A 20,469-nucleotide genomic window follows, 5' to 3' on the forward strand; every position below is an offset into this window, starting at 1 on the left:
AAACCTTTAAGCCGTAGTCACGCCGAGAATCACGCTCGACGCCTTGAACGCGGCCACGAGCGCCTCGCCCTCGGCGATGCCCAGCTCATCGACGCTCTCATTTGTGACGACGGCCGTCACGACAGCCCCGCCGTCGAGCGCGAGCGACACCTCCGCGTTGACGGCCCCGCGCTGCACCGCCGACACCTTGCCGCGCAGCCGGTTGCGCGTCGACAGCCGTTGCGCCGTGCCGTCGTCCGCGGCCAGCAGCACCGACGACGCCTTCACGAGCGCCACGGCTTCCCCGCCGACCGCGAGCCCGAGCGTCTCCGTGCTTTCGTGCGTGACGATCGCGACAATGACCTGTCCGCCGGGCAGCGCAAGCGATACTTCGTCGTTGACGGTGCCGCGCTGGATCGCGCTGACCTTGCCGTACAACTGGTTGCGCGCGCTCGTCTTCATGCCGATGCGGCCGATCAGCTGCCAGTCGTCGCTGAATCCGGCAATCGCCGCGCCGGCGCGCTCCAGAAACAGCCGGTGCTCGCGCTCGACCGCGCGAAACGTGTCGATCAGCGTCCGCGCGCGCGGCGTGAGCGTGGTACCGCCGCCGCCCTTGCCGCCCGTCGAGCGGACGACGAGCGTCTCGCCGGCGAGGTTGTTCATCGCGTCGATGGCGTCCCACGCGGCCTTATAGCTCATGCCGATGGCTTTCGCCGCGCCCGTGATCGAGCCCGTGTCGCCGATCGCGGCGAGCAGCGCGATGCGTTGCGCGCCGCCGAGCGTCTGTTCGCCGGAACGAAACCAGACGGAACCGCCGAATTGCAAAGGGTCGTGGGAAGCGTCGTTGTGGTCAGTCGTCATGGCTCGCGCGCGTCGGCAAATGGCGGGTAAGAGTGCAAGCCATTATAGCGACGCGCACTTCGCCGAAAGCGCGCGAGCGGCCGTGCGAAAGCGTCAGAGCGCGTACTGCGCGATTCCGTTGCCGAACGACCAGTTCTCCTTCAGCACCTCGACGAGATTCACGAACACATCCTCGCGACGCACGCCCGGACTTTCGGCGAGATTGTCGGCGATGCGTTTGTAGAGCGCTTTCTTCTGGTCGACAGTGCGCGTGTTGTTTGCGGCGATCTGGATCAGCACGAGATCGTCGCTGCGCTCGATGTCCAGATAGTTGCGCCCATAGACGAAGTTGCTCGCGTCGTGCTCGGTGATGACCATGAAGATGTCGTCTTCGGGCACGTTGAAAACGTCGATCAGCGCGCGCTGGATGCCCTGCGTGAGCGCTTGACGGTAATCAACCGGCTTGCCGGCGCGCAGTGCGATTCGGGTGAGAGGCATGACGAACTCCTGAGTGAAGAGAAGGTGCATTCAGGTTAGTTCGCGCCTATCATAATGAACAGACATGCTTCTATATTTCATCCATTTACGTTTGAAATGAAAGTGCTCGATCTCGACGCCGTCCGTGCCTTTGTTCTCGTCGCCGATTTGCGCAGCTTCACGCGTGCCGCGGATGCGCTCGACACCACGCAATCCGCCGTCAGCCTCAAGCTGAAGCGGCTGGAAGCGCATGTCGGCAAGCAGTTGCTGGAGCGCACGCCGCGCGTCGTGCGGCTATCGGCGGATGGCGAGGCGTTCGTCGAAGGCGCGCGCGATCTGCTGACGGCGCACGACCGGGCGCTCGGCTCGCTGTCCGTGGACCGGCGGCGTCTCGCGTTGGGGTTGAGCGAGCATGTCGCGAGCGTCGACCTCGCGGGGATGCTCGCGCGCGTCAATGCGCACGATCCGGGGCTCGTGCTGGAACTGCATATGGGAATGTCGGTGGCGCTGCTTCAGCAGTACGACGAGCGGCGGCTCGACGCCGTGATCGTGCGCTCCGAGCCCGACGACATGCCGCGCGAGGACGGCCAGCTGCTCTTCACGGAGCCGCTGTCCTGGCTCGCGACGCCCGAATGGCAGCCGCGCACGGGCGAACCGCTGCCGCTCGCGCTGCTTGCCGCGCCTTGCAATGTGCGCTCGATCGCGTTGCGCACGCTCGACGGCGCGGGCATCGCGTGGCGCGAGGCGTTCGTCGGCGGCGGGGTGCCTGCCGTGGGCGCGGCGGCGGCGGCGGGACTCGCCGTGTCGCCGCTCGCGAGGCGCGTCGCGCCGCGCGGTCTCGTCGATTCGGGCGCGCGGCTTGGCTTGCCGCCGTTGCCGGAATCGCGCGTGACGCTGCATTCGCGCGTGCGCGACGCACGCTCGGCGGAAACGCTGCGCATCGTGACGAACGGGCTGACCGCCCAGTGACGCTTATTTGAGGATCGGCGGAAGCTCGCGCGACATGGCGCCGCCGCCGTTGGCCTGAGGCGCTGGAACGTCGGCGGGTTGCGCGGGCTTCGGCGTCGTCATCGCGACGACAGGTTTTGCGGGCGCGCCTTGGGTCCGGGCGTGGGTTTGGGCCTGGGCCCGGGTCTGGGTCTGGGCCCGGCGCGTCGCTACATGCGCTCCGCTCGCGTGCGCCGTTTTCATACCAGCGCCGGCAGCCACGCTAGCGGCCTTTTTCGGCGGCATTTTCGCGCCTGGCTTAACTGCTGCAGCTCTCGCGCCCGGCGCAGCCGCATGTCGATGCGCTTCCGTCGCGGCGCGAGAACCAACGGGGGCCGAGTGCTTCGAATGCGTGACGTGCCGGACGCCCGGCGCGGCCTCGGGCGGATTCCACACTTCCTTGTACTCGGCGCGTGCCGCCATCGACGCGCACAGCAAACCAACCGCCACCCCCAACCTGAATCCGAACGACACCGCCGCCTCCGCGCAAAAATTCGTGGCGCGGATTATACATGCGGACTTGCATTAATCCATATATGGACTAATATTTATAAAAAGTTCAACTCAGGACTCCATCATGTCTTCCGCCGCCCACATCTCGAGCGCCGAACGACCGCTGCGACGACCGCCCGCCGAACCCTCGATGGCGGACATGTCGGCCGCCGGTCTGCGCGCGTTCTTCGCCATTGCACGCGACTGGGAATTGAGCGCCGACGAGCAGATCGTCCTGCTCGGCTCGCCCGGCCGCTCGACGTTCTTCAAGTGGAAAAACTCGCCGCAAACGGCACGCCTCAACCGCGACACGCTGGAGCGGCTGTCCCTTCTGCTCGGCATCTACAAGTCGTTGCAAATCCTGCTGCCGCAGCCTGCCGCCGCCGATGCCTGGATCAAGCGCCCCAACAGCGCGCCGCCGTTCGGCGGCCGCCGTGCGCTCGACCGCATGCTCGCCGGCAATATCAGCGACCTCGTCGCCGTGCGCCAGTATCTCGACGCAATGCGAGGCGGCTGGGCGTGACTGAACCGCAATGGCAAGACCGCTGGCGCGTGGCATCGCTCGCCTGGACGCCCGCGTACCGCGTGATTCCGACTCGCTTTCCCGCCGTCAACCTGTTCGACCGTGTCGCATCGCCCGAAGACTTCGAAGCGCTCTACGCGCTCGAAGCGATGACCAACGACCGCGTGCGCACCGAAATCGGCGATCTCGATCTCGTGCCGCGCGACGAACGGCGCTTCGGTCCCGGCTACGGGCCGATCATGGCCGCGCTCACGCATCTGAATCCGCAAGGCAGCCGTTTTTCCGACGGCACGTATGGCGTGTTCTACTGCGCGCGCTCGCGCGAAACGGCGATCGCCGAAACGCGCTATCACTCGGGCCTCTTTCTCGCCGCGACCCAGGAACCGCCGATGCGTCAGCAGATGCGTCTCTACACGGTAATCGCGCAAGGCGAGGTCGTCGATCTGCGGGACATGGATTCAGCCGATGCATCGGTGCTGTCGCCGAACGACTATGCGCCCGGCCAGACGCTCGGCCGCGCGATCCGCGAGGCAGGCGCGCCGGGTATCGTCTATCCGTCGGTGCGGGATGCGGACGGCGAATGTCTCGCCGCGTTCAGAACGACGCTGCTGCGCGACTGTCATCACGCGGCGTATCTGGAATACAACTGGAACGGCAGCACCGTCGACATGGTGTTCGAGCTGAGCCGGGTCGGCTGACGCATCCGGCATGGGGTTCTACGCACGAGCGTCTACGGCAACGCAAGCGCCGACGCCCCGGCGGAGCGCGCCAGATCGACCGTGACCGACCAGCGCGTCGTCGTGCGCGCTTCGACGATCGTCAGCTTGCCGCCCGGCCCGAACGCGCCCGTGTCGATGAACACCTGCGCGCCGAACTGCTGCACTTCGCGCACGGGCGTATGCCCGCAATACGTCAGCGACAGGCCGCGCTGGCTCGCCGGATCGGACGTGCCCATCGCGAGGCCGCGGCCCCACAGCAGTTGCTGGCGAGTCTCGTCGGAGAAATGGTTTGCGTCGAGCTCGGCGTCGGTGCCGAGAAACTCCGCGTGCAGCACGTTGAAGCGGTCGTTGCCCGAACCGATCACACGCACGAGCGGCAGCGTGCGCAGCCGCTGCGCATACGCGCGCAACCGCTCCATCGGCACATGCGCGCTCCACAGGCCGCCGATGCCGTACCACCACTGCTTCTTCAGCCTGCCTTCAGCAACGGCGCACAGCGTGTCCTCGTGATTGCCGAGGACGGCATGAAACCACGGCTTGTCGAGCAGCGCGAGCGCCTCTTCGGACTGCGCGCCGCGATCGACCAGATCGCCGACGGAGAATAGCCGGTCGCGCGACGGATCGAATTCGATATCGCGTAGCAGAAAGCGCAGCGCATCGACGCAGCCATGCAGATCGCCGACCACGAAATCGCGTCCGTCGCGATTGACGTCGTGATGTTGGACGGTGGTGACAAGTGTGGAGTCCATGACGCAATGATAGTGCGAGCATGCAAGCGCTGTATGCGCGGCATCCCGCGTTCGTGCGCCTATCGTCAGCAAGACACGCTAGGGACGTCGTAGTGGGATTCGTGCGCCGCGCGCTGCGTCGCAGTCGCACTACTCGCGTTTCAAGCCGTCACTGCGGCATCGCGCGCAGCTTGCCGATCTGCGCGACACTGACGGTCGATTGCGGATTGCCGAACCGCTTCGTCACGTAGTTCGTGATCGCGGCGATCTGTTCGTCGCTCAGATCGCGGTCGAATGCCGGCATCAGGACGTCGGCGGCTTTGGTCGTGCGGCTCACGCCGTGCAGGATCACCATCGCGAGATTGTTCGCGTCGCTCGCGCCCGACACCGTGTTATGGATCAGCGACGGATACGCGCCCGGCGCGCTCGCGCCGACGCCCTCGCCCGTCCAGTTGTGGCACGTCGCGCAGTTGGCGAGGAAAAGTTGCGCGCCGTTCACACCATTCGTCTTCGTGCCGCGCAACGCGACGACGTCGCTCGCGGGCGCGCCCCATCCGGCCCGCGCGCGCGACTCGCCCTTGTCGAGCGGCTTGATGGCGCGCAGATACGTCGCGATCGAACGCAGGTCTTCCCGGTTCAGATACTGCGTGCTGTCCGCGACCACGTCGGCCATCGGCCCCGCCGCATTCGCGCGTCCAGGGGCAACGCCCATCGACAGATAGCCGATCACGTCCTGATCCGTCCACTCGCCGATCCCACTCGTCTTGTGCGGCGTGATGTTGTACGCGTGCCAGCCCGCCTGGATCGCACCTGAGAATCGTTCGCTCGTCTTGAGCCCTTGCGTGAAGTTGCGCGGCGTATGGCACTCCTCGCAGTGCGCGAGCCCCTGCACCAGGTACGCGCCGCGATTCCATTCGGCGCTTTGCTTCGGGTCGGGCACGAAGCGGCCTTCGTCGAAGTTCAGCAGATTCCAGAAGAACATCAGCCAGCGCAGGTTGAACGGAAAGCGCAGGCTGTTCGCGGGCGGCGTGTAGTGGACGGGCACCACCGTGTTCAGATACGCGCGAATCGCCTGCACGTCCAGTTCCGTGACTTTCGTGTACTCGACATACGGGAACGCCGGATAGAGCCGCTCGCCTTCCTTGCCGATGCCTTCGTGCATCGCGCGCATGAAGTCGGCGTCCGTCCAGCGGCCAATGCCCGTGTCAGGGTCGGTTGTGATGTTCGGCGTGTAGATCGTGCCGAACGGCGTATGAATCGCGAGGCCGCCCGCAAACGGACGGCCCTTGTCCGACGTGTGGCACGCAATGCAGTCGCCGACGCGCGCGAGGTACTCGCCGCGCTTGACGAGATCGGGACCGAAGCCGGTCACGCTGCCAGCGGGCGCGATGCCTGTGCCTGTGCCTGTGCCTGTGCCTGTGCCTGTGCCTGTGCCTGTGCCTGTGCCTGTGCCTGTGCCTGTGCCTGTGCCTGTGCCTGTGCTTCGGCGAGCGGCGCTTCGTCGTTGTGACGCGGGGCCGCGTCGTACGCTTCGAGCCACGCGAGATACAGCGCGAACAGCGAGAACGCCGCGGCGAGCGCCGCCATCTTCCATACCCGGCGGCGGCTTTTGAGCGCCGCGCGCCGGCCGCCCGAAAAAACCGTCGCGTCCAGGTTGCCGGTGCGTTCGCCTGGCTTGCGCGCGCGGGACATGTGCTGGTTCATCATGTGTCTTCGTGCGTTGGGTCAGAGTTCGCGCTTGAGCTTGTCGGCGAGCTTCAGCGACAGCGCCGCGATCGTCAGCGTGCAGTTCACGGAGCCTGCACCCGGCATCACGCCGCTGCCCGCGATGAACACATTCTGATGATCGTGCGTGCGGCAGTCGGGATCGACGACGGAATCGGCGGCATCGTTGCCCATGATCGTCGTGCCCATGATGTGATTGTTCGGCGCGAACGTATCGTCGAACGACACCTCCGTGCCGCCGAAGAGCCCCGCGATCTGCGCATACAGTTCGTGCGTGTGCGCGGCGCTTTTCTTCACGTAATCGTTGATCGAGTAGTAGATCTCGGGCTGCGCAATGCCGAGCGCGTCCTTGTGATCGGCGGAAGGCACGATGCGATTCTGCGGCTCGGGCAGATGCTCGTGGAAGCTGTTGACGACGACGAGGCGCGACGCGCGGTCGCGAATCTGCCGGTCGAGTTCGGCGCCCGTCAGGCCCTGTCTGAGCAGCGCGGATGTAATCGCGATCGTCGGCACGCCGTTCGACACATGCAGCTTCTTCGCCGCATAGTCCGAGCGGAACGCACCGTCACGGAAGTTCACCACCGACGTCATCTCCATCGGCCCACGCCCCGGCCACAGCGACTCGTTCGCGAGAAACGCGATGCCCGTGCCCGGATGGTCCATCAGATTGCGGCCGACTTGATCGGAGCTGTTGCCGATGCCATGCGGGAACTTGTCGGACGTCGACATCAGCATCAGCTTCGGCGTCTCGATGCCGTTCGCGGCGAGCACGAACAGCTTCCCCGTGATGCGCGTGCTGTTGCCGTTCGGGTCCTTGTAGTGAACGGCCGTGACGAGCCCCTTGTCGTCCGCTTCGATCCGGTAGACGACGGCTTGCGCAATCAGCTTCGCGCCCGCGCGCTCCGCCTTGTCGGCATGCACGATGCCGTTGTACATCGCGCCGATCGGACAGATCGGCATGCAGTTGTTGTTGCCGCAGCAGGTGGGCCGCGCATCATACGGACGGCTGTTGCGCGCGACGGGCTCGGGTACGACCTTGAAGCCGTTCGCGTTCAGCACGTCGGAGAAGCGCTGGTCCATGTACGACAGCGGCAAGCCCGCCATCGGATACGGCTTCGAGCGCGGCGAGCCGAGATCGATCGACGGGTCCGGCCCGGACACGCCCAGTTGCACTTCGGCCGCGTAGTACCACGGCTCGAGCGTTTCATACGGATACGGCCAGTCGCGGCCCACGCCGTACCGCTTCTTCAGTTCGAAATCCGATGGCAGCAGACGCCACGTCGCGGCGGCCCAGTGCCACGTGGTGCCGCCGACGAGCCGCAGGTACTGCGAGTTATACGGATAGTCGCCCTTCTGGATCAGATAGTCGTTCGCGGGCGAGTACTCGGGATGCGGCGCATAAGGCGTCGACGGATACGGCGTCGCGAAGTCCAGCTTCGCGGGCGAATTGCGGAAGTTCTCGACGATCTGCCCACGCTGCAGACGCGGCCCGGCTTCGAGCAGAATCACCGACGCGCCCGCGAGCGCCATCTGATGCGCGACGAGACCGCCCGCCACGCCCGAGCCGACTACGACGACGTCGGCGGAATTTGCGTTTGCCATCCTTGCCCTCTTCTTTGCCTTCTGCGGCTGGCTTGATCCGCTGGCTTATGTGTTGTTCACGGGTGTGGCAACCCGTCCGGAGACCCCGCCGCGCGTCGAAGGCAAGCGGCGTGCGAGACGTACGCGTGACGCTGCATGCGCAGCGCTCACGCATTCGAGGGTTTCCGGGTCCAGTAAAACGGCACGTCGCGGCAATACGACGGAATCGTCAGGATGTCCTTCACGGGCTCGAACATCAGTGCGCTTTCATACGCGATCACCTGGACGTTCGGCGAATCGCCGACGAGCCCCAGATACCACGCTCGCGTGATCGCGCTGACGGTCTTCGCGAGATTCGGCTGCTCGGCCTGCAATGCCTGCGTGACGGTATCGGACGGCACGCCGCCGTGGGTTTGCAGCCACGTATTGAGCGCGGCGACGTTCTGCGTGAACTGGCTGTCCGCCCTGGACAACGCTTTGTAAGCACGCTTGCCGAGCACGGGATCGAAGCTGGCATGCCCCGTGAGCTTGCCCGACAGCGCGATGAACGCATCGAAGCCGCCGCCCGCGGGCAGCGTATCGGCGTAGGCAGGCGAAATGCCCGCGAGGTGCGAAAGGCTCGCAAGGCCCACAACGGGACGGATGCCGCGCGCGGCACGATGGCTCGCCGCTGTTGAAAACGCAAAGCCTGCCGCCGATGCGAGCGCACCGAGCATCCACATGCGCCGGCGCGGCGAGCGCGCGATGAAGCCGGAACCCGAACCCGGGCTGTGATGGCAACCGCCCTGCGCGCCGTCGATGCCCGCCGCTTGCACCGCCTCATGAGCGGCCTCGCCGGCGTGCGCGGCATCCGTGCGCGCAGCGTGTTGTTCTACATCTGTCATTGGGGGCTCCAGATGATGTTTGTCTTTCGACGGGCGCGCGGCGTCCGGCTATTGGCCGAACCCTGCGAGCACGCCGTGCGTCCACCCCAATACTGGTCTTGCTGGTCTTGCGCCGCTGTCTTGCGGTCTCTTATCGTCGGGCGCATTCGAGCGCTTCGATCGGGGCCGTCCGCGCGGCGCCAGCGATTGCGCCACACATCCGGTAATTCCGGCGATGCCCGATCGTGATCGACGGCCTGTTGCGTGCTTCTAGCTTCTTGCTTCCTTTGCGCCCCGGGACAAGGCAACGCACCTCGTGAAAGCCGCATGCAAGGCCATTGAGCAAAACTGCGGGAAAACTATAACGTCCAGGTACCCTTTTCGACAAATCATGCTGCATGCAAACGTAGAATCGCCGCAACCTTTGGCATCGCTTCGCGACATGCCCTTGTCACAACATCCTGCCAGGAACGCGCGCCCATGAACGTCTATCCCCAGGTACTACGCAACCGCCCGCGCATGATGGCGGGCCTGCTTGTCGGCGTGCTGATCGGCGCGCTGCTCGCGGGCACGCAGATGCGCCCGATGATCCGCGTGCTCGTCTCGTGGGACGTCACCGTATGGACTTATCTTGCGCTGATGTGGATCGAGATGGCGCGCGCCGATCACGACCGCGTGCGCGAGATCGCGCAGCGCGAGGACGAGAACGCGACGGTCGTGCTGTTCATCATCTGTCTTGCGACGGTGGCGAGCATCGCGGCGATCGTGCTGGAGCTGGCGTCGTCGAAAGGCGGCTCCGGTTCGCAGGGGCCGGGCCTGTCGCATTACGTCGTGACGGCCGTCACGCTGATCGGCGCGTGGTTCCTGATACCGACCATCTTCACGCTGCACTACGCGCGTCTGCACTTCGCGACGGACAAGCAGGAAACGGCGCTGAAGTTTCCCGATCACAAGCTCGATCCGAACTACTGGGACTTCCTGTACTTCTCGTTCACGATCGCCGTCGCTTCGCAGACATCGGACGTCGTGCTGCGCTCGCGAGACATACGCCGCGCGGCGCTCGCGCAATCAGTTCTGTCGTTCTACTTCAACGTGGCCGTGCTCGGGCTGTGCATCAATATGGCGGCGGGGCTGCTCGGCTCGTAGCCCACATTTGCGGCAGGCGACGCTTCGCGCTTCGCATGCCGCGCCGGCCCGCTGCGCATTCGAGCGACGATGCCGAAACAACCTGCCATGTAACAGCCGGCGCACGACACGCCCGATTTACACGCCTTCCATTGAGCCGCGCATCGCCATTCATATGAACGCCGATGCGCGCGCGCCGTTTCAACGCGCCGTATCCGCCCGCGCCAGCCTTCGCCCGCGCGCGTGTCGCCTTGCCTGCCTTGCCGGCACGGCATCGGCTTCTGGCATAGCGCTTGCTGCTTTACCGCCTGCCGACGCATGCCGGACCGACGACATGACGCGCATCCTGTTCAGACCGGCTAGTCCGAATCAGACGCTTTGAACTGGCGCGCGGCATTTCGATCAATGCACTACATTGAGCAATACGCGCCGTCGCAGGACGCATCGCGCGGCATCCGGCTCTGAAGCCTAATAGGCGGTCGTGATCGTACGAATGTGCATCCACGCCGCAAAGCAGGACGAATCTGGAAACGACCGATGGAAGCTCCTCACGCTTATGCGCCGCGGATCTACTTTGTTCATTCCCCCCTCGTCGGACGGCTGGATGCGTGGCTCGCGCAGTTCGAACATGCCGCCGCGCTCGGTTTCGATCATGTGCTGATCGGCGGGCTGTTTCAGCCGGGACAGGCCGGGCACGCGCAGATCGTCAGCGATCACGCGCGGCTGCATCCCGCTTTCGCCACCGATCAATCCGCGCCCGACGTGCTGCACCGTCTCGCCGAATCCGCGAGCCGGCATGGGCTGACATTGCTCGTCGATCTCGTGATCGATCGCGCGGCCGCCGACGGCCAGCTCTACCACCAGCATCGCGACTGGTTTCATCCGTTCGAGCCGGAGGAAGCGCGGCTCGATCCGCGTCACGCGCGCCACGAGGACAACGTCGCGTATGCGAACTTCAGCAACGAGCAGGCCGCCGCGCCGCTGATCGACTGGTGGGCGCATACGCTCGATGCGCTCGCGGAAACGGGCATCGGCGGCTTCCGTTTCGATTCGCCGCATCGCGTGCCCGCCTTCGCATGGCGGCGTCTCGAAGATGCCGTGCGCTCGTCGCAACATCCGTCGACGCGCTTTCTCGCGGCGACGCCCGGACTCGCGCGCGCGGACATCGCGGCGCTCGAAGGCGTGGGCTTCGATGCCGTGTTTACGTCGTCGCGGTGGTGGGACTTTCGCGCGCCATGGCTCTTCGACGAGCACGCGGTGCTGATGCGCGTCGGTTCGCCCGTCGCGTTTCCCGAAGCGCCGTACGGCACGCGGCTCGCCGCCGACCTCTCGCACGTGCACGATTCGGCCATCGTCGAGCGCGCGTACCGTCGCGCGCTGCTGACGGCGGCATCGACGGGCACCGGCTGGCTGATGCCGACGGGCTTCGAGTACGGCATCGCCGAGCCGATCTCGCACACGCTCGGCAACGCCGACGAATACGCGAGCAAGCGCGCTGCGGCGCGCTTCGATCTCTCCGAGCGCGTGCGCCACGCGAACGCCGTTTCCCGCGACACCTGGCCGCTACAGACGAACGGCGAGCTGTGCTCGCTGTCGAGCCCCGACACACACGCGACGATCCTGATGCGCGGCGATCAGCGCGATCTGCGCAACGCGGGCGAAGCCGTGCTGATCGCGATCAATCCCGAACTCGGCATGCCCGTGCACGTCGATCCCGCGCGCTTTCTCGACGGCGTGCCCGGCAGCTTCACACGCTTCGTGCCGCTCGGCACGGAGACGCGCAGCGCGCCGCAGCCGCTTGGCTCCTTCACGCTAGCGCCGGGCGCCTGCCGCCTGTTTCGCGCCGTCGCTGAAAAGCCTGTGCTGCTCGCGCCGCCCATCGACAAGAAGCACGACGACAAGACCTCCGGACACAAGAGCGTGCTGGACGCGATCGCGACGTCGCGCGTGGCGATCGAAAGCGTGTCGCCCGCCGTCGATCATGGGCGCTTTCCGGCGAAGCGGATCGTCGGCGAACGCGTGCCCGTCACGGCGGCCGTATTCGCGGAAGGCCACGACAAGATCGCGGCCGCCGTCATCTGGCGCGCCGCCGACGAAACAGCATGGCACGAAGTACCGATGACGCCCGCGCAGCCCGCCGGCAACGACATCTGGGAAGCGCGCGTTCCGCTCGAACGCATCGGGCGGCACGAGTTCACGGTGATCGCGTGGCGCGACGACTTCGCGTCGCTCGCCGATCACATGCAGAAGAAGCTGAAGGCCGATCAACCCGTCGATCTCGAACTCGAAGAGGCGAAGCATCTGTTCGCGCTCGCGCTGGCCGAAGCGGAAACGGCCGACGGCTCGCAGCCGCAGCAACTCGAAGAGATCACGAGGGAGTTCATGAAGGCCGATACAGGCGAACGGCTCGCGATCGTGCTCGCGCCGACGACGGCGCAGGCGTTCGCGGCCGCGCGTCACCGGCCGGGCCTGTCGCGCGATCCCATCGTTTATCGGATCGACGCCGAACGCGCGGAGGCGCGCTTCGGCAGCTGGTACGAGATCTTCCCGCGCTCGATGAGCGACGACGAGCATCGTCACGGCACGTTCGACGATGTGATCGCGAAGCTGCCGCGCATCCGCGACATGGGCTTCGACGTGCTCTACTTTCCGCCGATCCATCCGATCGGCCTCGCCAATCGCAAGGGGCGCAACAACACGCTGACGGCGAAGCCCGACGACGTCGGCAGCCCGTACGCGATCGGCGGCGAAGCGGGCGGCCACGATGGTGTGCATCCGCAGCTCGGCACGCTCGACGATTTCAGGCGGATGCTCGCCGCCGCGCACGACGAGGGCCTCGAAATCGCGCTCGATTTCGCGATTCAATGCTCGCCCGATCACCCGTGGCTCAAGCGACATCCGACATGGTTCGCATGGCGTCCCGACGGCACGCTGCGCTACGCGGAAAATCCGCCAAAGAAGTATCAGGACATCGTGAACCCGGACTTCTACGCGCGCGACGCGAAGCCCGATTTGTGGATCGCGCTGCGCGACGTGATCCTGTTCTGGATCGATGCGGGCGTGCGCATTTTCCGCGTCGACAATCCGCACACGAAGCCGTTCCCGTTCTGGGAATGGATGATCAACGACGTGCGCTCGCGTCATCCAGACGTGATCTTTCTCTCGGAAGCGTTCACGCGCCCGCGCGTGATGGCGCGGCTCGCGAAGCTCGGCTTCTCGCAGTCGTACACGTACTTCACGTGGCGCGAGTCGAAGCGCGACTTCACCGAGTATCTGACGGAGCTCACGCAGACCAATCTGCGCGAATTTTTCCGGCCGAATTTCTTCGTCAACACACCGGACATCAACCCGCGTCACTTGCAGGCTCAGGGACGTCCGGGCTTTCTGATCCGCGCCGCGCTCGCGACGATGCTCTCGGGACTCTGGGGCGTCTATAGCGGCTTCGAGCTGTGCGAAGCGGCCGCGCTGCCGAACAGCGAAGAGTATCTGGACTCGGAGAAGTACCAGATCCGCGCGTGGGACTGGAACCGGCCCGGCAACATCGTCGGTGAGATCACGGAACTGAACCGTATCCGCCGCACGAATCCGGCGCTGCACACGCATCTGAATCTCACGTTTCTGCCCGCGCACAACGATCACATCCTGTTCTTCGAAAAAGCCACCGAGGCGCGCGACAACGTGATCGTCGTCGCGATCAATCTCGATCCGTACAACGAACAGGGCGCCGATATCGAACTATCGTGGGCAACGTTCAACCGCTGGGGCCTGCACGATCACGCAGCCATCGACGTGATCGACCAGATGACGGGCGAGCGGTTTCAATGGCATGGCAGATGGCAACACGTGCGGCTCAATCCCGGCTTGAGGCCCTTCGCGATCTGGCGCATTGCGCCGGCGGGCGGCCTGCCGCGCGATGAGGTTCCCGAAGACACAGAGCCGACCGCCAACGACACACTGATCAACGAATTGCAGGTGCGATATGAAACGTGACGATCCCGCGGAAAGCACGTCGCAAGCGCATATCACCGATACGACGGCCGCCGTGCCCGAGAAACCTCGCAAGGCGCGCCGCGGCAAGGTCTCGATGCTCGCCGACGATCCGCTCTGGTACAAGGACGCGATCATCTACCAGGTGCACATCAAGTCGTTCTTCGATGCGAACAACGACGGCGTGGGCGATTTCCCTGGTTTGATCGCGAAGCTCGACTACATCGCTGAACTGGGCGTGAGCGCAATCTGGCTGCTGCCGTTCTATCCGTCGCCGCGCCGCGACGACGGCTACGACATCGCCGATTACAGGAACGTGCACCCCGATTACGGCTCGATCGGCGACGTCAAGCGCTTCATTCAGGAAGCGCACGCGCGCGGCCTGCGCGTAATCACCGAGCTCGTCATCAACCACACGTCCGACCAGCATCCGTGGTTCCAGCGCGCGCGCCGCGCGAAGCCCGGCTCGAATCATCGCAACTACTACGTGTGGTCCGACACGGACAAGAAATACGAAGAGACGCGCATCATCTTCATCGACGCGGAGCCGTCGAACTGGACACACGATCCCGTCGCGGGCCAGTACTACTGGCATCGCTTCTATTCGCACCAGCCCGACCTGAACTTCGACAATCCCGCCGTGATGCGGGAAGTGCTGCAGGTGATGCGCTTCTGGCTCGACATGGGCATCGACGGTCTGCGGCTTGATGCCGTGCCGTATCTCGTCGAGCGCGAAGGCACCAACAACGAGAATCTGCCGGAGACACACGCGGTCCTGAAGAAGATCCGCGCGACCATCGACGCCGAGTACCCGAACCGTATGCTGCTCGCCGAAGCGAACCAGTGGCCGGAAGACGTGCAGGAATACTTCGGCGACGAAGACGAATGCCATATGGCGTTCCACTTCCCGCTGATGCCGCGCATCTACATGTCGATTGCGAGCGAGGACCGCTTCCCGATCACCGACATCATGAAACAAACGCCGGATCTCGCCGAAACGAACCAGTGGGCGATCTTCCTGCGCAATCACGATGAACTCACGCTCGAAATGGTCACGGACTCCGAGCGCGACTACTTGTGGAACACGTACGCGAGCGACCGGCGCGCGCGGCTGAACCTCGGCATCCGCCGCCGGCTCGCGCCGCTGATGGAGCGCGATCGCCGTCGCATCGAACTGATCAATTCGCTGCTGCTGTCGATGCCGGGCACGCCCGTCATCTATTACGGCGACGAGCTCGGCATGGGCGACAACATCCACCTGGGCGACCGCGACGGCGTGCGCACGCCGATGCAATGGTCGTCCGACAGAAACGGCGGCTTCTCGCGCGCCGACCCCGAACAGCTCGTGCTGCCACCCGTGATGGGCGCGCTGTATGGATTCGATGCCGTCAACGTCGAAGCGCAGAGCCGCGATCCGCATTCGCTGCTCAACTGGACGCGCCGCATGCTTTCGACGCGCCGCTCGAAGCACACGTTCGGACGCGGCACGATCCGCTTCCTGAAGCCGAGCAACCGCAAGATTCTCGCGTATCTGCGCGAGCTGCCCGGCGAGCCGCCCATTCTGTGCGTCGCGAACCTGTCGCGCGCGCCGCAAGCCGTCGAGCTCGACCTGTCCGAATTCAACGGCGCGGTGCCCATCGAAATGACGGCGGACTCCGTGTTCCCCGCGATCGGGCAACTGACCTATCTGCTGACGTTCCCGCCGTACGGCTTTCTGTGGTTCCTTCTTTGCGAAGACGGAGGCCGCCCGACATGGAGCCAGGCGCCGTCCGAACCGCTGCCCGACTTCGTGACCATCGTGATTCGCGAAGGGCAAACGGGCCCGACACCCGAGAACGTGCGGCTGCTCGAATCGGAAGTGCTGCCGTCTTGGCTCGGGCGGCGGCGCTGGTTTGCATCGAAGGATCAGAAGATGCATGCGGTGCGGCTCGCCGCGCTCACGACGATTCCCGAAGCGGGCTTTGCGTTCACGGAACTCGAAGCGGATGTCGGCAAGCACACCGAGCGTTACGTGCTGCCGATCGCAATCACATGGGGCGCCGACACGACGACACCGCTCTTCATGCAACTGGCGCTTGCGCGCGTGCGGCGCGGCCGCACTGTCGGCCATCTGACGGATGCGTTTTCGCTGCCGCAATTCGCGTATGGCGTGCTGCGCAAGCTGCGCGAGCGCGCCGCCGTGCCGACCGTGCAGAAGAGCACGATCCACTTCATGCCGACCGACCGTTTCGCCGAACTCGATCTCAGCGACCAGCCCGAAATCCGCTGGCTCGCCGCCGAGCAAAGCAACAGCTCGCTCGTGATCGCCGACAAGATCGTGCTCAAGCTCGTGCGGCGTCTGTTGAAGGGCACGCATCCCGAAGCGGAGATGAGCCGCTATCTGACGCAGCTCGGCTATGCGAACACGGCGCCGCTGTACGGCGAAGTCGTGCGCATCGATCCCGAGGACGTGCCGCATACGCTGTGCATCCTGCAAGGCTTCGTCGAAAACCAGGGCGATGCATGGAACTGGGCGCTCGACACGCTGCGCCGTTCCGTCGACGAGCTCGCGCTCGCCGTCGAAAGCGGCGATGCGAATCAGGCGAACCAGGACCGCGTGAACGAGGAAGAGGCGATCGAAGGCTACGCGTCGTATATGGGCATCATCGGCAAGCGCCTGGGCGAACTGCACGTCGCGCTCGCGACGCCTTCCGACAATGCCGCGTTCGCGCCCGAACCCGCCGATCCGGGCCACGTGCAGGCGTGGATCGACGGCACGCAGACGATGCTCGCGACCGCGCTCGAATTGCTCGAGAAGAACGTCGAGCATCTGACGGAAGACGGCGCGCTGCTCGGGCGCAGCATTCTCGATCGCAAGGACAAGCTGGTCGAAGCCGTCGCGAACCTCGTGAAGCCCGACGCGCATGCGCTGCGCACGCGCATTCACGGCGACTTCCATCTGGGCCAGGTGCTCGTGTCGCAAGGCGACGCGTTTCTGATCGACTTCGAGGGCGAGCCCGCGCGCGAACTCGAAGAGCGCCGTGCGAAGTCGAGCCCGTTGCGCGATGTGGCGGGTCTGCTGCGTTCGCTGTCGTATGCGAGCGCCGCCGCGCAATCGTCGACGGAAGCCGCGCCGCAAATCACGGCCGACCGCAAGCGTGCCCTCTTCGACCGCTTCCGCCAGGCCGCCGCCGAAGCGTTCCTCGACGAGTACCGTGCCGCGACGGAAGCTGCATCGCAGCCGCTCGTCGCGCCGGAGCACGAACAGGCGCTGCTCGATCTGTTCCTGATCGAGAAAGCCGCCTACGAAATCCGCTATGAAGCAGCCAACCGGCCCGCGTGGCTCAGCTTGCCGGTGCGCGGGCTCGCGGCGCTGACGAGCCGCCTGCTCGGCGACACGGGCGCGCCGCCGGAGCCGCCCGCTGACGACTCCGCGCCTCCCGCCGCATCGGAGGGTGACTATGAGTGAGCAACACGACGTTCAGCTTGAAGCGGCCGGTCTGCATCGTGTGGACCTGGATGCGCTCGTCGATGCGCGCCATCACGATCCGTTCTCGCAGCTCGGCATGCATCACACGAGCGCCGGTCCCGTCGTGCGCGTGATGCAGCCGAACGCGGCGCGCGTGTCGGTGATCGCGCGCGACGACGGCAGACTGCTCGGCGAACTGGAGCCGCTGCATCCGGGCGGCCTGTTCGCGGGCCCTGTCAGCGAGGCCGTGCCGTATCGCTTGCGGATCGACTGGCATGGTCCCGTTCAGGAAATCGAGGACACGTATTCGTTCGGCCCCGTGCTCGGCGACGAGCCGTTGCAGCGCGTCGCGTGGGGCGATCCGTATGCAGTGCTCGAATGCCTCGGCTCGCGGCCTTACACGATGGACGGCGTGCCGGGCGTGCGCTTTGCCGTGTGGGCGCCGAATGCGCGGCGCGTCTCCGTGGTGGGCGACTTCAACGCGTGGGACGGCCGCCGGCATCCGATGCGGATGCGGCATCAGGCGGGCGTGTGGGAACTGTTCGTGCCGCGTATCGGCGCGGGCACGCGCTACAAGTACGAGATGCTGACGCGCGACGGCCATCCGTTGCCGCTGAAGGCCGACCCTTGCGCGATGCAAACGGAGAAGCCGCCCGCGACGGCCTCCGTGGTTGCGCATGTCGATGACGTCGAGCGCTTTGCGTGGACGGACGGCGACTGGATGCAGACGCGCGCGGCGAAGCAGACGGTGCAATCCGCGATCTCGATCTACGAGGTGCATGCGGAGTCGTGGCTGCGTATCGCGGAGGAAGGGCATCGCGGGCTCGACTGGTCCGAGCTTGCGGACCGTCTGATTCCATACGCGAAGGAGATGGGTTTCACGCATATCGAGTTCATGCCGATCGCCGAGCATCCGTTCGGCGGATCGTGGGGGTATCAGCCGTTGTCGCAATTCGCGCCGTCGGCGCGCTTCGGCACGCCGGAGCAGTTCGCGGGCTTCGTGAACCGCGCGCACGAAGCGGGGCTCGGCGTGATACTCGACTGGGTGCCCGCGCACTTTCCGAATGATTCACATGGGCTCGTGCAATTCGACGGCACCCCGCTCTACGAGCACGCCGATCCACGCGAGGGCTATCACCAGGACTGGAACACGATGATCTACAACCTCGGACGCAACGAGGTCAGCGCGTTCCTGATCGCATCGGCGCTTGCGTGGCTCAAGCGTTATCACGTCGACGGATTGCGCGTCGACGCCGTGGCATCGATGCTGTATCGCGACTACTCGCGCGCAGCGGGCGAATGGGTGCCGAATATCTATGGCGGCCGCGAGAACCTCGAATCGATTGCGTTCCTGAAGCGGCTGAATCATGAAGTGCAGCATATGCCGGACGTGCATGGCGCGATCACGATTGCGGAGGAGTCGACGGCATGGCCTGGCGTGACGGCGCGCACGGAGGACGGAGGACTCGGCTTCCAGTTCAAATGGAACATGGGGTGGATGCACGACACGCTGCACTACATGCATGAGGACCCGATCAATCGCCGATGGCATCACCACAACATGACGTTCGCAATGGTGTATGCGTACTCGGAGAAATTCGTGCTGCCGCTCTCGCATGACGAGGTCGTGCATGGCAAGGGATCGTTGCTCGGCAAGATGCCTGGCGACCGGTGGCAGAAGTTTGCGAATCTGCGAGCGTACTTCGCGTTCATGTGGACGCATCCTGGCAAGAAGCTAATGTTCATGGGCGGCGAGTTCGGTCAGATGGCCGAATTCGATCACGACGGCTCGCCGCATTGGCATCTGCTCGACGACGACTTGCACCATGGCGTGCAAAGGCTCGTGCGTGATCTGAACCGTCTGTATCGCGAGGAGCCTGCGTTGCATCGGCTCGATTCGGAGCCTGGCGGGTTCGAGTGGATCGTCGGCGACGACACGGGGAATTCTGTGTTTGCGTGGCGGCGCGTGGATGGCGCGGGGCGCGAGCTCATCACCGTTTGCAACTTCACGCCGGTGCCGCGACAGGGATATCGGGTTGGCATGCCGCGTCCGGGGCGTTGGGTCGAAGTCGTGAATACCGATGCGGGTGTTTATGGCGGGTCGAATGTGGGGAATGCCGGTGTGATCTATACGGAAGAGGTGGCGGCGCATGGACGGCCGCAGTCGGCTTCGTTGATCTTGCCGCCGTTGGGGACGGTAGTACTCCGGGCGGATTAATTATTCTCTGCGAGGCTGTTTGGGTTTTTGGCTTGCCGTTGCTTTGCCCTTAACGCGGGCGTCTGCGATTTTTTTGGTTTGCCTTGCACTTTGCGGGCATCCGCGATGCATTGGTTTGCTTTGCACTTCGCGGGCATCCGCGATGCGCCTCGCGGCGCGGGCGTTGCCCCTGTGCGGGGCGGCACTCACTTTCTTTGCCGCCGCAAAGAAAGTAAGCAAAGAAAGCGGGCTCACACCGCCAGTGCTTGACGTTTACCCACGGGCTCTCAACGGCCCCGTGCTTCACACCGCAATGTGCTCGCTGATGTTCGTTGCCAACGCGCTACTTGAACGCCTCACCCGCTTCATGCGCGTGTGGCACAGCTAAGGGCATCGAACGTTTCAGCGGCGCATCTCGGTAGTGAATATGGGTTGCTGTGCCGCACAGGACGCCGCCCGCACTTGTAGCGCATTGAGTAACGAGGGGTGTCCTGTGTGGTGCGAATGCCTACACACAGTTTGCCGCAAAGGGGCCGGGGATATTCGATGTCGCGGGCCGCAATTCGGGTACTCGATGCAGGTGAGGCGCTTGGTAGTGCGTTGGCAACGAACATGGGCCAATACGCTGCCGTGTGAACGATGGGGACGTTGAGGGCCCGTGGGTAACAAATAGCACTAGCGGTGTAAGCGGCTTTCTTTTGCCTACTTTTCTTTGCCGCTGCAAAGAAAAGTAGGTGCCGCCCCGCACAGGGGCAACGCCCGCGCCGCGAGGCGCATTGCGGATGCCCGCGATAAGGG

Annotated in this window: 14 protein-coding genes; 7 read left to right on the forward strand and 7 right to left on the reverse strand. The window is 65.0% G+C overall.

What is annotated here, in order from left to right; translation table 11 throughout:
• Positions 1-6 precede the first annotated feature (6 nt).
• A complete protein-coding gene (locus GCT13_RS13685; protein ID WP_152758776.1) occupies positions 7-840 on the reverse strand; it encodes a TOBE domain-containing protein in 834 nt (277 codons plus the stop codon).
• A 93-nt stretch (positions 841-933) separates the two neighbouring features.
• A complete protein-coding gene (locus GCT13_RS13690) occupies positions 934-1,317 on the reverse strand; it encodes a tautomerase family protein (protein WP_152758779.1) in 384 nt (127 codons plus the stop codon).
• A gap of 96 nt (positions 1,318-1,413) precedes the next feature.
• Here GCT13_RS13690 and GCT13_RS13695 point away from each other — a divergent pair, with 96 nt between their 5' ends.
• The 3 genes from GCT13_RS13695 to GCT13_RS13705 all read left to right on the forward strand — a co-directional run bounded on the left by GCT13_RS13695 (position 1,414) and on the right by GCT13_RS13705 (position 3,996).
• Positions 1,414-2,265 (forward strand): LysR family transcriptional regulator, encoded by an 852-nt coding sequence (locus GCT13_RS13695; RefSeq protein ID WP_152758781.1) that lies wholly within the window; start codon positions 1,414-1,416, stop codon positions 2,263-2,265.
• 661 nt (positions 2,266-2,926) lie between these two features.
• Positions 2,927-3,298 carry an MbcA/ParS/Xre antitoxin family protein gene (locus tag GCT13_RS13700; RefSeq protein ID WP_407670790.1) on the forward strand — a complete coding sequence of 124 codons (372 nt, stop codon included), beginning with the start codon at positions 2,927-2,929 and terminating at the stop codon, positions 3,296-3,298.
• Complete coding sequence (locus tag GCT13_RS13705; protein ID WP_321574344.1) at positions 3,295-3,996, forward strand: RES family NAD+ phosphorylase; 702 nt, start codon at positions 3,295-3,297, stop codon at positions 3,994-3,996. Before GCT13_RS13700 ends, GCT13_RS13705 begins: the two co-directional genes overlap by 4 nt.
• Positions 3,997-4,028: 32 nt before the next feature.
• Here GCT13_RS13705 and GCT13_RS13710 read toward each other — a convergent pair whose 3' ends face one another.
• The 5 genes from GCT13_RS13710 to GCT13_RS13725 form a co-directional block, all read right to left on the reverse strand.
• A complete protein-coding gene (locus tag GCT13_RS13710; protein WP_152758783.1) occupies positions 4,029-4,766 on the reverse strand; it encodes a metallophosphoesterase in 738 nt (245 codons plus the stop codon).
• A gap of 148 nt (positions 4,767-4,914) precedes the next feature.
• Positions 4,915-6,117, reverse strand: a complete 1,203-nt coding sequence (locus tag GCT13_RS50850) for a c-type cytochrome (protein WP_321574345.1) — start codon at positions 6,115-6,117, stop codon at positions 4,915-4,917.
• Entirely contained in the window at positions 6,114-6,452 is a 339-nt protein-coding gene (locus tag GCT13_RS49175) for a hypothetical protein (RefSeq protein ID WP_227746819.1), read from the reverse strand. Before GCT13_RS49175 ends, GCT13_RS50850 begins: the two co-directional genes overlap by 4 nt.
• Positions 6,453-6,470: 18 nt before the next feature.
• Complete coding sequence (locus GCT13_RS13720) at positions 6,471-8,072, reverse strand: GMC family oxidoreductase (RefSeq protein WP_152758785.1); 1,602 nt, start codon at positions 8,070-8,072, stop codon at positions 6,471-6,473.
• Positions 8,073-8,218: 146 nt separating this feature from the next.
• Positions 8,219-8,935, reverse strand: coding sequence for a sugar dehydrogenase complex small subunit (locus GCT13_RS13725; protein ID WP_407670785.1), 717 nt, complete (start codon positions 8,933-8,935; stop codon positions 8,219-8,221).
• A 459-nt stretch (positions 8,936-9,394) separates the two neighbouring features.
• Between GCT13_RS13725 and GCT13_RS13730 the strand changes: the two genes are divergently transcribed.
• The 4 genes from GCT13_RS13730 (at position 9,395) to glgB (ending at position 19,692) form a co-directional block, all read left to right on the forward strand.
• On the forward strand, positions 9,395-10,060 hold the full coding sequence (locus GCT13_RS13730) for a DUF1345 domain-containing protein (RefSeq protein WP_152758787.1): 666 nt from the start codon (positions 9,395-9,397) through the stop codon (positions 10,058-10,060).
• Between the two features lie 516 nt (positions 10,061-10,576).
• Positions 10,577-14,029 carry a maltotransferase domain-containing protein gene (locus GCT13_RS13735; protein ID WP_152758790.1) on the forward strand — a complete coding sequence of 1,151 codons (3,453 nt, stop codon included), beginning with the start codon at positions 10,577-10,579 and terminating at the stop codon, positions 14,027-14,029.
• Positions 14,019-17,474, forward strand: coding sequence for a maltose alpha-D-glucosyltransferase (treS, locus tag GCT13_RS13740; protein ID WP_152758792.1), 3,456 nt, complete (start codon positions 14,019-14,021; stop codon positions 17,472-17,474). The genes GCT13_RS13735 and treS overlap by 11 nt, the downstream gene beginning before the upstream one ends.
• Complete coding sequence (gene glgB / locus GCT13_RS13745; RefSeq protein WP_152758795.1) at positions 17,467-19,692, forward strand: 1,4-alpha-glucan branching protein GlgB; 2,226 nt, start codon at positions 17,467-17,469, stop codon at positions 19,690-19,692. The genes treS and glgB overlap by 8 nt, the downstream gene beginning before the upstream one ends.
• Positions 19,693-20,469 lie beyond the last annotated feature (777 nt).

It is taken from the genome of Paraburkholderia franconis (assembly GCF_009362735.1).
Taxonomy (GTDB): Bacteria; Pseudomonadota; Gammaproteobacteria; order Burkholderiales; family Burkholderiaceae; genus Paraburkholderia; species Paraburkholderia franconis.

Bases quoted from the DNA above. Each gene is read 5' to 3' on its own strand.
- GCT13_RS13700 (WP_407670790.1), top strand. From the start codon at position 2,927: ATGGCGGACATGTCGGCCGCCGGTCTGCGCGCGTTCTTCGCCATTGCA.
- GCT13_RS13725 (WP_407670785.1), bottom strand. From the start codon at position 8,935: ATGACAGATGTAGAACAACACGCTGCGCGCACGGATGCCGCGCACGCC.
- GCT13_RS13695 (WP_152758781.1), top strand. From the start codon at position 1,414: ATGAAAGTGCTCGATCTCGACGCCGTCCGTGCCTTTGTTCTCGTCGCC.
- treS (WP_152758792.1), top strand. From the start codon at position 14,019: ATGAAACGTGACGATCCCGCGGAAAGCACGTCGCAAGCGCATATCACC.
- GCT13_RS13690 (WP_152758779.1), bottom strand. From the start codon at position 1,317: ATGCCTCTCACCCGAATCGCACTGCGCGCCGGCAAGCCGGTTGATTAC.
- GCT13_RS13710 (WP_152758783.1), bottom strand. From the start codon at position 4,766: ATGGACTCCACACTTGTCACCACCGTCCAACATCACGACGTCAATCGC.
- GCT13_RS49175 (WP_227746819.1), bottom strand. From the start codon at position 6,452: ATGATGAACCAGCACATGTCCCGCGCGCGCAAGCCAGGCGAACGCACC.
- GCT13_RS13735 (WP_152758790.1), top strand. From the start codon at position 10,577: ATGGAAGCTCCTCACGCTTATGCGCCGCGGATCTACTTTGTTCATTCC.
- glgB (WP_152758795.1), top strand. From the start codon at position 17,467: ATGAGTGAGCAACACGACGTTCAGCTTGAAGCGGCCGGTCTGCATCGT.
- GCT13_RS13720 (WP_152758785.1), bottom strand. From the start codon at position 8,072: ATGGCAAACGCAAATTCCGCCGACGTCGTCGTAGTCGGCTCGGGCGTG.
- GCT13_RS13685 (WP_152758776.1), bottom strand. From the start codon at position 840: ATGACGACTGACCACAACGACGCTTCCCACGACCCTTTGCAATTCGGC.
- GCT13_RS13730 (WP_152758787.1), top strand. From the start codon at position 9,395: ATGAACGTCTATCCCCAGGTACTACGCAACCGCCCGCGCATGATGGCG.